The following is a 14,056-nucleotide window of genomic DNA, read 5'->3' as shown; positions in this document are numbered from 1 at the left end:
CCGCCGCCGCGAGCTGCTGGCCGGGCTGGACGCCCAGGCGCTGGTGCGGGCGCTGCCGCTCTGGGTGGGCACGGTCACCGACGTCGAGGACCTGCTGCCACCGGTGCCGGGGATGTTCGACCTGGTGGTGCTCGACGAGGCGGCGCACATCGACCAGTTGCGGGCCGCCCCGGCGCTGGCCCGGGCCCGGCGTGCGCTGGTGGCCGGCGACCCCCGGCAGCTGCGGTTCGTGTCGTTCGTGGCCGATGTGGACGTGGTCGCCACCCTGCACCGGCACGGCCTGGACCGGTTCGGCGACCGGCTCGACGTACGCCGGTCCAGCGCCTTCGACGTGGCCACCGGCGCCGCCCCGGTCACCTGGCTGGGCGAGCACCACAGGTCCGTCCCGCACCTGATCGGGTTCTCCGCGCGCCGGTTCTACGGCGACCGGCTGGAACTGGTCACCCGGCATCCCCGCAACGAGCGCGCCGACGTCATCGACGTGCTGACCGTCGAGGGGGCGAGCGTGGTCGACGGCATCAACCACGCCGAGGTCGCAACCGTCCTCGATCTCGTGCGGCGGCTCGCCGACGATCCCCCGGCGGGCGGGATCGCTGTGGTCAGCCCGTTCCGCGCGCAGGCCGACGCGGTGGAGGCGGCGCTGCTGGCCGCGTACGACGTCGACGAGATCGAGCGTCTCGGCCTGCGCTCGGGCACCGTGCACGGGTTCCAGGGCAGCGAGGCGGACGTGGTGATCGCGTCGCTCGGGCTGGTGGACGGCGACCCGCCGTCACGACACCGGTTCGTGGCCGCGCCGAACCTGTTCAACGTGCTCGTCACCCGCGCCCGGCGGCGGCTGACGGTGGTCACGTCGCTGCGCTCGCCGGAGGGCCTGGTGGGCGACTTCCTCGCCTACGCGGACCGGCCACCCGTCGCGCCGGAGGCCGCACCGGTGACCGGCTGGACCGCCGAGCTGGCGGAGGAGCTGCGCCGGCTCGGCCTGCCCGTGCGGTCCGGGTATCCGGTGGGCCGCTGGCGCGTCGACCTCTGCGCGGACGCGGACGCGTTCGGGGTGATCTGCGCGGTGCACCCGGACGGGGTAGCGGCACACCTGGAACGGCATCGCACGCTCGCCCGGGCCGGGTGGCAGCTGCACGAGGCGTTCAGCAGCCGCTGGGCCGGCGACCCGATCCGGGCCGCCCTGGAGCTGGCCACCCGCGCCGGCGCCGGCCGCGACGGCGCTCAGCCGACCAGCGCGGCGTAGCGGCCGCGCCGGTCCAGCAACGCGTCGTGGGTGCCGGACTCGACGATCCGGCCGTGGTCGAGCACCGCGATGCGGTCGGCGTCGCGAACCGTGGAGAGCCGGTGCGCGATGGTCACCACGGTCCGGCCCCGGGCCAGCTCGTCCAGCGCGCGCTGCACCGCGCGCTCGGTCTCGGTGTCCAGCGCGCTCGTCGCCTCGTCCAGCACCAGGATCCGCGGGTCGCGCAGCAGCGTCCGGGCGATCGCCAGGCGCTGCTGCTCGCCACCGGAGAACCGGTGGCCGCGCGAGCCGACCATGGTGTCGTACCCGTCGGGCAGTGCGGCGACGAGGTCGTGGATGCGGGCGGCGCGGGCGGCGGACTCGATCTCGGCGTCGGTGGCGTCCGGGCGCGCGTACCGGAGGTTGTCCCGCACGGTGCCGTGCAGCAGGTACGTCTCCTGGCTGACCACGCCCACGACGGCGGCCAGGTCGGCCGGTCGCAGGTCGCGCAGGTCGATCCCGTCGATGGTGATGCGGCCGGCGTCCGGGTCGTGCAGCCGGCTGATCAGCGCGGCGAGCGTGCTCTTGCCGGAGCCGGTCTCCCCCACCAGGGCGAGGCTGGTGCCGGCCGGGACGTCCAGGCTGACGCCCGCGAGGGCGGCGGTGTCGCTGCCCGGGTAGCTGAAGGTGACGTCCTCGATACGCAGGTGGCCGCGGGCGGTGGCCGGGTCGAGCGGGACCGGGCGGGCCGGCTCGGCGACCTCGACGGGCAGGTCGAGGTATTCGAAGATCCGGGCGAACAGGGCGAGGGACGCGGTGAGCGTGACGCCGACGTTGAGCAGGCCCATCAGCGGCCGGAACAGGTTGCCCTGGAGCGCGGTGAACGCGACGAGCGTGCCGATGGTGAGCGTGCCGGCGGTGCCGGGCAGCCCGGCGCCCAGGTAGATCACCGCGGGGATGGCGGCGAAGACGATGCTCATGGCGGCCATCCGCCACCGTCCGGCCAGTTCCGAGCGCAGTTCCAGGTCGACCAGGCGGGCCGAGGAGGCGGTGAACCGGTCTACCAGGGCCGGGCCGGTGCCGAGCGTCTTCGCCAGCCGTACGCCGCTGACCGACAGCCCTTCCTCGATGGTCACCGTGAGGTCGGCCAGTTCGCGCTGGCGCTGGGCGGTGATCTCCCGGCGCAGGCGGGCGACCCGGCGGGTGAGCCAGAGCGCGGGCGGCAGCACGACCGCCGAGACGAGCGTGAGGCGCCAGCTCAGCGCCAGCATGGCGATGGTGGTGGCGACGACTGTGGTGAGGTTCGCGGCGATAGAGGTGGCGGTGGAGGTGACCACCGACTGCATGCCGCCGATGTCGTTCGTGATGCGCGACTGCACCTCGCCGGTGCGGGTGCGCACGAAGAAGCCGATCGACTGCCGCTGGAGGTGCGCGAAGACGTCGGCGCGCAGCCGGTGCATGACCTCCTGGCCGACGCGGGTGGAGATCCAGGTCTGCGCGACGCCGAGCACGGCGGTCACGGCGGCTACCGCGACCATGCCCGCGACCAGCCAGGCCAGCAGCGTCAGGTCGCGCTCGGGCAGGGCCCGGTCGATGACGGTACGCAGCAGGAACGGCGTGGCCATCGCGATGATCGAGGACGCCACGATGATCGCCACCACGGTGGCGAGCGGGCGGCGATGGGCGGTGAACAGGCCGCCGATCCGGCGCAGGGACACCTCGCGGGCCTGGGCCTTCTCGGCGGGGGAAACGGTTCGGCCGTCACGGCGGCCGTCGGGGATGCGATCCAAGGGTGCTCCTCGTGTCGGGGGAAACATGCTGAAGTTACCTCAACATGAGGGAACAACACGAAAGCCTGTTACCGTATTCCCGTGAGCGGCAGCGACGAGAGCCTGGCCGAGACGTTCTGGGCGGTGACCCGCCGGCTGCGGCACCAGACCAAGCGCGCGCTTGAGCCGTGGGAGATCAGCCCCGGGCAGGCGCGGGCGCTCGGCGTGCTGATGCGCCACGGCGCGCTGCGTCCCGGCGCGCTCGCCGAGCACCTGCGCATCGCGCCGCGCTCGGCCACCGAGGTGGTCGACGGGTTGCAGGAGCGTGGCCTGGTCGAGCGCCGGCCGGACCCGGGCGACAGGCGGGCCACGCTGGTCGCGCCCACCGCCGAGGGCGAGCGGGTCGGCACCGCGATCCGGCAGGCACGGGCCACCGAGGCGGAACGGTTCTTCGGCGCGCTCGCACCGCAGGACCGGGCCGAGCTGGCCCGCATCCTGCGCCTGCTGCGCGAGGACTAGGTCTCCGGCTTCCCCGGTTTCACCCCTTCCGGGTGAGGCGACAGGCCCTCTGGCGGGGAATAGCGCCATCGGGAGGAGGGCCGATGGTCGACGCCACCGAAGAGTTCTTCCGGAGCCTGGGGCAGCGCAGGCAGCGCGGGCTGACAGCGCTCCACGAGGGCACCGTCCGGTTCGACATCGCCGGCGACGGGTCGGTCGACCACTGGCTGGTCTCCATCGCCCGCGGCGAGGTCACGGCGGCGCGGCAGGCCACCGGCGGGGACGCGGTCGTCCGGGCGGACCGGGCCGTCTTCGACCGGATCGCGCGGGGCGAGGCGTACTTCCTGACCACCGTCCTGCGCGGCGAGGCCGAGGTGGAGGGCAGCCCGCGGCTGTTCGCCACCGTACGCCGGCTGTTCCCCTCCCCGCCCGGTTCGCGCCCGGAACGACATCTGGGAGAAGACGATGGGTGACGACCACGTCGGCATCTTCGACGGGACGATCTTCCTGGTCTGCGACCGGGCGGGCGACATCGTCCCGGCGGCCGACGCCACACACGGCCTGTTCGCCCACGACACCCGTCTGCTGTCCCGGTGGCAGCTCACCATCGACGGCGAGCGGCTCAGCACGCTGTCCATCGACGACATCCAGTACTTCGAGAACCGGTTCTACCTGGTCCCGGGCAGTCAGGACGTCTACGTCAACAGCACACTCGCGGTGTGCCGGACCCACACGCTGGATGCCGGACTTCAGGAGAACCTGCTCCTGGTCAACAACGACCGGCGGCCCGTCGACCTGACCGTACGGATCGAGGTGGACGCGGACTTCGCGGACCTCTTCGCGGTCAAGGAGGGCACGACGAACCGCCGGGGGCGGCACTACCGGCGGGTCGACGGCCCGCGACTCGTCCTGGGGTACCAGCGCGAACGCTACCGCCGCGAGACGATCGTGTCGGCCACGGCCCCGGCGGAGGTGGACGAGAACGGTCTGACGCTGCACGTGCACATCGAACCCCACGGCCGGTGGCAGACCCGGCTGACCGCCGAGCCGGACCTCCCCCTGCCCCGAGGGCTGGAGCGGCTCAGCCTGCCCGGGCGGGTCGAGGGCCACGCCCGGGACAAACCCGCCGAGCTACGGGAGTGGCTGGACCGGGCGCCGCGCCTGGAGACGAGCTGGGGACCGTTGCAGAACACGTACCGGCAGAGCCTCATCGACCTGGCCGCGTTGCGGTTCAGTCCGTTCCTCGCCGGAGCGGGGTGCGTCCTGGCCGCCGGGTTGCCGTGGTTCATGTGCCTGTTCGGCCGCGACAGCATCCTCACCAGCCTCCAGGCGCTGCCGTTCGCACCCGAACTCGCCGCCACCACGCTGACAGTGCTCGCCTTCCGCCAGGGCAGCCGGATCGACGACTTCCGGGAGGAGGAGCCGGGCCGGATCCTGCACGAGATGCGCTACGGCGAGCTGACCGTCTTCGACGAGACACCGCACAGCCCCTACTTCGGCAGCGCGGACGCCACTCCGCTGTTCCTCGTGCTGCTCGACGAGTACGAGCGGTGGACCGGCGACGCCGCCCTCGTACGCGCGGTGGAGCAGGAGGCGCGGGCGGCCGTCGACTGGATCGATCACTACGCCGACCGGGCCGGCAACGGCTACGTCTCCTACGAGCGGCGCAACCCGGTGAACGGCCTGGAGAACCAGTGCTGGAAGGACTCCTGGGACAGCATCTCCTTCCGCGACGGCCGGCTGCCGGGCTTCCCGCGCGCCACCTGCGAACTCCAGGGGTACGCGTACGACGCGAAGGTGCGCACCGCCCGGCTGGCGCGCGAGATCTGGCACGACCCGGCGTACGCGGACCGGCTGGAGCGGGACGCAGCCGACCTCAAGCGCCGCTTCAACCACGACTTCTGGATCGACGACGGCGAGTACATGGCGCTGGCGCTGGACGGCGACGGCCGCCGGGTGGACGCCCTGTCGTCCAACATCGGTCACCTGCTGTGGAGCGGCATCGTCGAGGAGCCGAAGGCCGAGGCGCTGGTGCGGCACCTGATGTCACCGGCGATGTTCAGCGGCTGGGGTGTCCGCACGCTGGCCGAGGGCGAGGCCCGCTACAACCCGGTCGGCTACCACGTCGGGACCATCTGGCCGTTCGACAACTCGTTCATCGCCTGGGGTCTGCGGCGCTACGGGTACGCCGACGAGGCGGCCCGCATCGCGGCCGGCATCCTGGACGCGGCGGCGTTCTACGACGGCCGGCTGCCGGAGGCGTTCGCCGGGCATGCCCGGTCCGAGACCCGCTACCCGATCCGGTATCCGACCGCGTGCAGCCCGCAGGCCTGGTCGGCCGGGGCGCCGCTGCTGCTCCTGCGGACGATGCTCGGTCTCCGGCCGGTCGGCGACGATCTCGTGGCCCGGCCCGCCCTGCCTGCTAGCCTCGACTACGTGGCGCTACTCGACGTCCCCGGCCGCTGGGGGCGCCTGGACGCCTTCGGCAGGAGCACCGCCGCCGGCGGTCTGAGCCGGTACGAGCTGGCGCCGCAGCAGCTCTCCGCACCGTGACGGGATCGACATGCAGCGCATCGACTGGGCGCACACCGCGGTCGTGGGCGTCCACTGGCAACACGAGGTGGTCAGCCCGGACGGCGTCTTCGGCCCGTTCTTCGCCGACCAGGTGGCCCGGCACGGCGTGACGGCGAACGCGGCCGGGGTCGCGGCCGCCGCGCGGGCGGCGGGCGGCCTGGTCGTCTTCACCCGCGTCGCCTACCGGCCCGGCTACCCGGACCTGATCGCCAACCCGAGCTTCGCCATGATCAGGGAGCGCGGGGCCTTCCTGGAGGGCGACCCGAAGACCCGGATCGTCGAGGAGGTCGGGCGACAGCCGGGCGACGTCGTCGTCACCTCCACCCGGCTCGGCGGATTCTCCGGCACCGAGCTGGACCTGATCCTGCGCGGCCGGGGCGTGCGGACCGTGGTGTTCACCGGCGTCGCGACGAACCTGGCCGTCGCCGCCACCGCCTACCAGGCGGTCGACCAGGGGTACCGCATCGTCACCGTCTCCGACGCGTGCACGGCGGCCACCGACGAACTGCACGACGCCTACCTGAGCACGCTGGGCCAGCTCGGCGAGGTGGCCGCCACCGGCGAGATCGCCTGACCGGGCGGCGGGACCGCTCGGCGCAGGGCGCCGGGGGCGCTCAGCGCAGGCCGGCGGCGATCGCGTCGACCAGCAGCGCGCCGAGCGTGCGGGCCATCACCGAGCGGGCGGCGTCCACGTCGAGCCCCATCGAGTCGCGCATCATCGACCAGGCCGACCAGGTGCCGGCAACTGTGAGCGCGTCCAGCAACTGTTCCCGGCCCGGTCCGGCCTGCGCCAGCTCCGGGGCGAACACCGCCTCGATCTCCTGCCGGACCCGGGCGACGGCCGCCTCCCGGTTGCGGCGCAACTGCGGGGAGAACGGCTCCCGCAGCGCCGACGCGCGGGCCGAGGGCGCCAGCACCTCCAGCAGCCGGGCGCGCTGGTCGCAGAACGCGGCGATCCGGGCGGTCAGCGGCAGCTCCGGCGGCACCGGCCGCCAGAGCGCTGCCTGCCGCTCGCCGACCCGCCGCCCGGTCGCGGCGAACAGCGTCTCCATGTCCTTGAAGTTGGTCCAGAGCGTGCGCAGCGACACCCCGGCCCGCTCGGCGATCCGCTCCCCGGTGGGCCGCAGGTCACCGGAGTCGATCAGGGCCAGGTGCGCCTCCACGATCGCGGCCCGGGTCCGCTCGGCCCGCGCCGCCCGGCCGTCCACCCGTTCCGGCGGGTCGGTCTCCAGCTCGATCATGGGTACGGGCTCTCCTGTTGCTCGTCTGCCGGCGGCCACTCTACGTGCGTGTCGCCGGGCGGCCGGCACCCGGCCACCCGGCGACAGCACTGCGGTCAGGACGTCGGCACGGCGTCCGCCGGCGGGTTCGTCGGCGGCTCGGTGAACTCGGTGACCGCGCCGTCACCGTCGTCGGTGGTGTACGCGGGACCGAAGTACGCCTGCGCGCCGTTGCTCACCTTGGTCAGGCGGACGCCGCCGTAGCCGGCGTGCACGCCCTCGGCGTACCGGAAGGGGGTCAGGCCCGGCCCGCGGAAGCCGCCCTTGCGCACGGCCTCGACCAGCTTCTCCCGGGTGGGGTCGGGCCCGGCGGCGAGCATCGCCTGGACGAACGTGTACGCCATCGAGTAGCCGTAGATCGCGTTGCCGTCGACCGGGTTGCCGGCGTTGTACTTCTGGTGGATCTTGGTGAACTCCTGGATCCACGGGTTCGCGGTGTCGCCCACCATGGGCAGGTAGTTGTCGGCGACCATGCCCTCCAGGATCACCTTCTTGTCACCGAGCTGCGCGGACAGCGTGGTGTAGTCGGCGCCCACGTTGGACACCACCCACTGCGCCTTGAAGCCCTGCCCGGCGGCCTGACCCATGGCCAGCGCGGTGAAGCCGGGGATGGTCGCCGAGATGACCACCTGGCAGCCGGCCGCGCGCAGCGCGCCGATCGCCGGGCCGACCTGCTGGTTGGTGGTGGTGTACGTCTGCTTCGCCGCGACCGGGCCGAGGATCTGCTCGACCCCGGCCAGCGAGTCCCGCCCGAAGTCGTCGTTCTGCCCGAAGTGGCAGACCTTCGCGCCGGGGAACTCCCGCTTGACGTAGCTGGCCAGGATCTTGCCCTCGACCGTGTAGTCGGGCTGCCAGCCGAACGTGGTCGGGTACTTGTCCGGCTGGTTCCAGTTGCGGCTGCCGGAGGCGACGAACAGGTCCGGCACCTTCTGCGTCTTGACGAACTCCAGCACGTTCGTGTGCGTGGGCGTGCCCAGGCCGCCGAGCAGCGCGAAGACCTTGTCGTCGAGCACCAGCTTGCGGACCACGTTCTCGGTGTTGGCGGGGTTGTAGCCGTCGTCCATGACCTTGTAGACGATCTTCCGGCCGTGCACCCCGCCCTTGGTGTTGACGTGCTCGAAGTACGCCTTGGTGGCGGCGGAGATCTTCGAGTAGCCGGGCGCGGCCGGTCCGGTGAGCGGTTGGTGGGTGCCGATGACGACCTCGGAGTCGCTGACGCCGGGGACGTTCTCGGCGGCCTGCTTCTCGTCGTCGGCGCAAGCCGGCAACGCGGCCAGCAGGGCCAGGCCGGCGGCGGCCGCGAGAACGCGGCGGGTGGTGGGGCGCATGGTTCTCCAATCCGGTGCGACGGTGCGAACGGTGGGTGGAACCGGTGAGGTCAGCGGTCCGGCGACCGGCGGGGCGCGCGGCGGCGGCGGAGCGCCGCGCGCAGCCGGGTGCCGACGGCGCGCACCCCGCCCTGGAGGCCGCCCGGGGCGGCGAGCATGACGACGATGAGGATCAGACCGAACACGGCCAGCGCGAGGTTGCCCTCCAGCCGCTGGGCCAGCCCGGCGGAGAGGCTGAGGTGTTCGGTGAGCAGGCCGGGCAGGTCCTGCAGCGCCACCAGCAGCACCGCGCCCCAGACCGCGCCGGCCAGGCTGCCCAGCCCGCCGATCACGATCGCCATGAGCAGGAACAGCGACAGGTCCAGCGGGAACTTGCCGGGCGCTACGGTGGCGGTGAGCATGGCGTACACGCCGCCGCCGAGGCCGGCGCAGGCGGCGCTGACCACGAACGCCAGCACCTGCGTGCGGGCCACCGGGATGCCGGCGAGCCGGGCCGCGACCTCGTCGTCGCGTACCGCCCGCAGGGACCGGCCGAAGCGGCTGCGCACCAGGTTGGCCAGCAGCAGCATGGTGAGCAGCGCGGCGGCCAGCGCGATCCAGGCCAGCCAGCGTTCCGGCTGGAAGTAGGCGCCGAGCGCGGCCGGTGGCGTCTGCGCCGGGAACCGCAGCCCCTGTTCGCCGTTGAACACGCCGGTGAAGATCGTGGTGACAGCCGGGACGAGCGTCGCCACGGCCAGGGTCACGCCGGCCAGGTACGGCCCGCGCAGCCGGGCGGCCGCCAGCCCGACCACCAGCCCGCCGAGCGCGGTCACCGCGACGGCGGCGAGCAGCGACGCCGGCAGCGTCCACCAGCCGCGTACGGCCCGGTCGTCGAGGGCCTGCTGGGTCAGGGCCATGGTGTACGCGCCGGTGGCCATCAGCGCGCCGTGCCCGAGGGAGAGCTGGCCGTTGAGCCCGACCAGGACCGTGTGCCCGGCGGTGACGCAGAGGAACGCGCAGACGCGCGCCACCTGGAGGTTCTGGTAGGGCGCGAGCTGGTTGGTGACCAGCACGACGAGCGTGCCGGCGAACACGGCGACTGCGAGGTGGCGCAGCAGCGTGGAGCCGCGCGCCTCGCGTCCGGCGGGTGCGCCGGGGAGCAGCCGCCGCAGCGGGGACGGCGCTGCGGGCGCGATCTCGGTGGGGGTGCTCGTCACACGTGCCTCGCTCTCGCCGCGGAGAAGAGCCCGCCGGGGCGGACCAGCAGGACGGCCAGCAGCAGCACCAGGACGGCCAGCGGTGTGGTGTCCGGTCCCAGGTAGCCGGTGACGTAGGACAGGATCAAGCCGACCAGCAGGCCGCCGACGACAGCGCCCACCGGGCTGTCCAGGCCGCCGACCACGGCGGCGGTGAACGCGACCACGAAGACCAGGTCCATGGCGTGCGAGTGCAGGCCGAGTCCGGTGGGGACGACCAGCATCCCGGCGAGCGCGCCGACGCCCGCCGCGAGCGCCCAGCCCAGCGTGAGCATCCGGCCGACGCTGACGCCGAGCAGCCGGGACACCTCGGGCGCGAACGCGGCGGCCCGCATCCGCAGGCCGACCGGGGTACGGGTGAACAGCAGCGCGAGCAGCGCGACCACCGTCAGCGCCGCGCCGAGCACCCACAGGTCGTACGGGGACAGCGCGGCCACCCCGCCGATGGTGAGCGCGTCGGTGTCGAACGGCGCCGGTGCGGGCCGGTAGTCGTTGCCGAAGACCATGCCGAGCACCGCCTGGATGACCAGCACCAGGCCGAGCGCGACGATCACCTGGTTGAGCGGCCCGCCGGGGCCGGCGAACCGCATCAGCACCCGCTCCACCAGCGCGCCCAGGGCCAGCCCGGACAGGATCGCGGCGGCCAGGCCCAGCCAGTACGAGCCGGTGGCGGAGACGACCGCGTACCCGACGTAGGCGGTGGCCACCGCCATCGCGCCCTGCGCGAAGTTGACCACCCGGGCGGCCCGCCAGATGAGCACCAGCGCGAGCGCGAACGCCGCGTAGACCGCCCCGGCGGCGAGCCCGTCGAAGGTGAGGAACCAGAACCGCTCCATCGGCGACCCCTTCCTAGAATCCGAGGTACGCGTGCCGGAGCTGGTCGTCGTCGCGCAGCCGGGCGGCCGGCGCGGCCGTCACCACCCGCCCGAGCGACATGACGATGCCCTGGTCGGCGACGGACAGCGCGGTGCGCACGTTCTGCTCGACGAGCAGCACGGTGAGCCCCCGTTCGTCGCGCAGCCGCCGCAGCAGCGCCATGATCTGGGCGGCCACCTTGGGCGCCAGCCCCAGCGACGGCTCGTCGAGCAGCAGCAGCCGGGGCCGGGCGATCAGCGCGCGGCCGATCGCGAGCATCTGCCGTTCGCCGCCGGAGAGCTGGTGTCCGGCGTGGTCACGGCGGCGGGCCAGGGCCGGGAACAGCTCGTACACCTCGTCCTGCGCGCGCCGGGCGTCGGCCCGGTCACGCCGCCACAGTCCGCCCAGGCGCAGGTTCTCCGCCACCGTCAGCTCGGTCACCACGCCGCGCCCCTCCGGCACGTGCGCCAGGCCGCGCCGGACCAGGTGTTCGACCCGGACGCCGCGCAGGTCCTCCCCCGCGTACCGGACCACGCCGCCGGTGGGTCGCAGCAGACCCGAGAGGGTACGCAGCAGCGTGGTCTTGCCCGCGCCGTTGGCGCCCAGCACGGCGGTGACGGTGCCGGCCGGGACGGTGAAGGCGACGTCGCGCAGCACCGGCACCGGTCCGTAGCCGCAGCTGAGCGCCTCCACCTCCAGCACGGCGCTCACGACGCGCTCCCGGCGGGCTCGGCGCTCCCGGTCGGCTCGGTGGGCACGTCGGCGCCCAGGTACGCCTCGGTGACCCGGGGGTCGTCGCGGATGCGTTCCGGCGGGCCGGCGGCGATCACCTTGCCGAAGTCGAGCACGACCAGCTCGTGGCAGACGGACATGACCAGGTCCATGTGGTGCTCGACGAGCAGCACGGCGCAGCCGTCGGCCCGGTCGGGCAGCGCGCGGACCAGGTCGGCCAGCTCGGCCACGTCGTCGGCGCCGAGCCCGCCGGCCGGTTCGTCGAGCAGCAGCAGCCGAGGGCGGGCGATCAGCGCGCGGGCCAGCGCGACCCGCTTGCGCACCGGATAGGGCAGGGTGGCCGGTGCGGCGTCGGCGTACTTCCCGATGCCCAGCTCGGCGAGCAGGTCCATCCCCCGGGCGCGCAGCCGCCGCTCGTCCCGGTCGCTGCGGGGCAGGCCGAACAGCGCGGCGGCGAAGCCGGCGCGGGCGGTGTGACTGGCGCCGGCCACCACGTTCTCCAGCACGCTCAGCCCGGCGAACAGGCCCACGCCCTGGAGTGTGCGGGCGATGCCGAGCCGGGTGAGGGCGTGCGGGCGGGGCCGGAACGGCCGGCCGTCCAGGGTGAGCGAACCCTCGGTCGGCCGGACGAAACCGCAGACCACGTTGAACAGGGTGGTCTTGCCGGCGCCGTTGGGGCCGATCACGCCGACGACCCGGCCGGGCGGCACCCGCAGCGAGACGTCGTCGAGGGCGACCAGGCCGCCGAAGCGTACGCCGACGTGGTGCAGCGCCAGGCCGTCGGCGGCTGTGGCCGGTGGGCTCATCGTCACCTCGTGCCGGTCGACGGAGCGGGAAAACTAATTACACCGGGAGTGTACTTTTCTCTGTCGCCGCGTCAATGCCTCGACGATCACGGTTCTCGTCCCGGGCCCGGGGGCCTCCAACATGCACGGTCGGTGCGGTCATCCCGGCATGCGGTCGCGGGCACGGCGCAGGAACATCTGTTCCGCCGCGTTTCCGGTGCCGGCGATCGCCGCGTCGTACGCGGCCCGGGCCTGTGCCGGACGGTCCAGGCGGCGCAGCAGGTCCGCCCGGATCGCGTGCCACACGTGGTAGCCGCCCAGGTCCAGACCGTCCACGGCGGCCAGTCCGGCCGCCGGTCCGCGTACCTCGGCCAGCGCGACCGCCCGGTTCAGCGCCACCACCGGCCCCGGCGCGACGGCCGCCAGCTGGTCGTAGAGCGCGAGGATCTGGGTCCAGTCGGTGGCGGCGGCGGAGGGCGCGTCCGCGTGCACAGCGCCGATCGCGGCCTGGATCTGGTACGGGCCGGGCCGGCCCCGCCGCAGGCACCGGCGGACCAGTTCCTGCCCCTCGGCGATCAGCTCCCGGTCCCACCGGCCCCGGTCCTGCTCGGACAGCGACACCGGCACCCCGTCCGGGCCGGTCCTGGCGTCCCGGCGCGCCTCGGTGAGCAGCATCAGCGCGAGCAGGCCGAGCGCCTCCGGCTCGTCCGGCATCAGCGTCACCAGCAGGCGTCCCAGCCGGATCGCCTCGGCGCCCAGCTCGGCGCGGCCCAGCCGCTCCCCCGCGCTGGCCGTGTGCCCCTCGTTGAAGATCAGGTACACCACTGCGAGCACGCCGCGCAGCCGGTCCGGCAGGTCCGCGTCGCGCGGCACCCGGTACGGGATGCCGGCGTCGCGGATCTTCGCCTTGGCCCGTACCAGGCGCTGGGCCATGGTCGGCTCCGGCACCAGGAAGGCCCGCGCGATCTCGGCGGTGCTCAGGCCGCCGAGCAGGCGCAGCGTCAACGCCACCCGGGCGGGAGCGGCGAGCGCCGGGTGGCAGCAGGTGAAGGTCAGGCGCAGGCGGTCGTCGGGCACGGGCCCCTCCTCGGCGGGCGGGTCGGCGGCGTGGATCAGGGCGGCCTCGGCGTGCCGGGCGACCCGGGTCGCCTCGCGCCGCAACCTGTCGATCGCCCGGTTGCGGGCGGTGGTGATGATCCAGCCGGCCGGGCTGGGCGGCGGCCCGTCGGCGGCCCAGCGCGTCACCGCGATCGTGAACGCCTCCTGGACCGCCTCCTCGGCGAGGTCGATGTCGCCGAGGAGACGGACCAGGACGGCTACCGCGCGGCCGTACTCGGCCCGGAAGACCCGTTCGACCTCGGTCATCCCTCGCCCTGGAACGGGCGGACCTCGATCGGCAGCGTGGTGGCGAGGGCGTAGCGGCGACCCCAGTCCAGCGCGGCGTCCAGGTCGGGCGCCCGGATGACGGTGACGCCGCCCAGGTACTCCTTGCCCTCGGCGAACGGCCCGTCGGTGACCAGCACCTCGTCGCCGGCCGGGCGCAGCACGGTGGCGGTCTGCGGGTCGTGCAGGCCGTTGCCGAACACCCAGCACCCCGCCTCCCGCAGGTCCCGGCCGATGGCCTCCACCTCGCGCATCACGCCGGCCAGGAACTCCGGGTCCGGGCGACCCTCGCCGGCCGGCTGGTACATGCTGATCAGGTACTGCTTCATCGGCTTCTCCTCGTCACCGGACGGCCCGCGCCGTCCCTTCACCCTCCACACGAACGGCGGACGCCG

Annotated in this window: 14 protein-coding genes; 5 read left to right on the top strand and 9 right to left on the bottom strand. The window is 73.9% G+C overall.

The window, feature by feature from the left end; genetic code table 11:
- Positions 1-1,243, top strand: a 1,243-nt coding sequence (locus Q3W68_RS23475) for an AAA domain-containing protein (RefSeq protein ID WP_302907516.1), incomplete at its 5' end; no start/stop codon positions are given.
- Here Q3W68_RS23475 and Q3W68_RS23470 read toward each other — a convergent pair.
- Complete coding sequence (locus tag Q3W68_RS23470) at positions 1,222-3,012, bottom strand: ABC transporter ATP-binding protein (protein WP_302907515.1); 1,791 nt, start codon at positions 3,010-3,012, stop codon at positions 1,222-1,224. The two genes, Q3W68_RS23475 and Q3W68_RS23470, sit on opposite strands and share 22 nt — an antisense overlap.
- Before the next feature lie 81 nt (positions 3,013-3,093).
- Here Q3W68_RS23470 and Q3W68_RS23465 point away from each other — a divergent pair, with 81 nt between their 5' ends.
- The 4 genes from Q3W68_RS23465 to Q3W68_RS23450 all read left to right on the top strand — a co-directional run bounded on the left by Q3W68_RS23465 (position 3,094) and on the right by Q3W68_RS23450 (position 6,637).
- Positions 3,094-3,510, top strand: coding sequence for a MarR family winged helix-turn-helix transcriptional regulator (locus Q3W68_RS23465; RefSeq protein ID WP_302907514.1), 417 nt, complete (start codon positions 3,094-3,096; stop codon positions 3,508-3,510).
- 83 nt (positions 3,511-3,593) lie between these two features.
- The gene (locus Q3W68_RS23460) at positions 3,594-3,962 is read left to right on the top strand and encodes an SCP2 sterol-binding domain-containing protein (protein WP_302907513.1); all 369 of its coding nucleotides are present in this window, start codon (positions 3,594-3,596) and stop codon (positions 3,960-3,962) included.
- Positions 3,955-6,042: a glycogen debranching N-terminal domain-containing protein gene (locus Q3W68_RS23455; RefSeq protein ID WP_302907512.1), complete on the top strand. Its 2,088-nt coding sequence runs from the start codon at positions 3,955-3,957 to the stop codon at positions 6,040-6,042. The genes Q3W68_RS23460 and Q3W68_RS23455 overlap by 8 nt, the downstream gene beginning before the upstream one ends.
- Positions 6,043-6,052: 10 nt before the next feature.
- Positions 6,053-6,637: a cysteine hydrolase family protein gene (locus Q3W68_RS23450; protein WP_302907511.1), complete on the top strand. Its 585-nt coding sequence runs from the start codon at positions 6,053-6,055 to the stop codon at positions 6,635-6,637.
- 40 nt (positions 6,638-6,677) lie between these two features.
- On the opposite strand, the gene Q3W68_RS23445 is transcribed toward Q3W68_RS23450, so the two are convergent.
- The 8 genes from Q3W68_RS23445 to Q3W68_RS23410 all read right to left on the bottom strand — a co-directional run bounded on the left by Q3W68_RS23445 (position 6,678) and on the right by Q3W68_RS23410 (position 13,990).
- Positions 6,678-7,304 carry a TetR/AcrR family transcriptional regulator gene (locus tag Q3W68_RS23445; RefSeq protein ID WP_302907510.1) on the bottom strand — a complete coding sequence of 209 codons (627 nt, stop codon included), beginning with the start codon at positions 7,302-7,304 and terminating at the stop codon, positions 6,678-6,680.
- Between the two features lie 95 nt (positions 7,305-7,399).
- Positions 7,400-8,671, bottom strand: a complete 1,272-nt coding sequence (locus Q3W68_RS23440; RefSeq protein WP_302907509.1) for an ABC transporter substrate-binding protein — start codon at positions 8,669-8,671, stop codon at positions 7,400-7,402.
- A 50-nt stretch (positions 8,672-8,721) separates the two neighbouring features.
- Positions 8,722-9,867: a branched-chain amino acid ABC transporter permease gene (locus Q3W68_RS23435; protein WP_302907508.1), complete on the bottom strand. Its 1,146-nt coding sequence runs from the start codon at positions 9,865-9,867 to the stop codon at positions 8,722-8,724.
- Entirely contained in the window at positions 9,864-10,742 is an 879-nt protein-coding gene (locus Q3W68_RS23430) for a branched-chain amino acid ABC transporter permease (RefSeq protein ID WP_302907507.1), read from the bottom strand. The genes Q3W68_RS23435 and Q3W68_RS23430 overlap by 4 nt, the downstream gene beginning before the upstream one ends.
- Positions 10,743-10,755: 13 nt before the next feature.
- A complete protein-coding gene (locus Q3W68_RS23425) occupies positions 10,756-11,472 on the bottom strand; it encodes an ABC transporter ATP-binding protein (protein ID WP_302907506.1) in 717 nt (238 codons plus the stop codon).
- Positions 11,469-12,299: an ABC transporter ATP-binding protein gene (locus Q3W68_RS23420; protein ID WP_302907505.1), complete on the bottom strand. Its 831-nt coding sequence runs from the start codon at positions 12,297-12,299 to the stop codon at positions 11,469-11,471. The genes Q3W68_RS23425 and Q3W68_RS23420 overlap by 4 nt, the downstream gene beginning before the upstream one ends.
- A 138-nt stretch (positions 12,300-12,437) precedes the next feature.
- Positions 12,438-13,643 (bottom strand): RNA polymerase sigma factor, encoded by a 1,206-nt coding sequence (locus Q3W68_RS23415; protein WP_302907504.1) that lies wholly within the window; start codon positions 13,641-13,643, stop codon positions 12,438-12,440.
- Positions 13,640-13,990 carry a YciI family protein gene (locus tag Q3W68_RS23410; protein WP_302907503.1) on the bottom strand — a complete coding sequence of 117 codons (351 nt, stop codon included), beginning with the start codon at positions 13,988-13,990 and terminating at the stop codon, positions 13,640-13,642. Before Q3W68_RS23410 ends, Q3W68_RS23415 begins: the two co-directional genes overlap by 4 nt.
- Positions 13,991-14,056: the final 66 nt, after the last annotated feature.

It is taken from the genome of Micromonospora sp. C28ISP2-4 (assembly GCF_030519385.1).
Taxonomy (GTDB): Bacteria; Actinomycetota; Actinomycetes; order Mycobacteriales; family Micromonosporaceae; genus Micromonospora; species Micromonospora tulbaghiae.
This window is presented reverse-complemented; position numbering and strand designations above follow the sequence as displayed.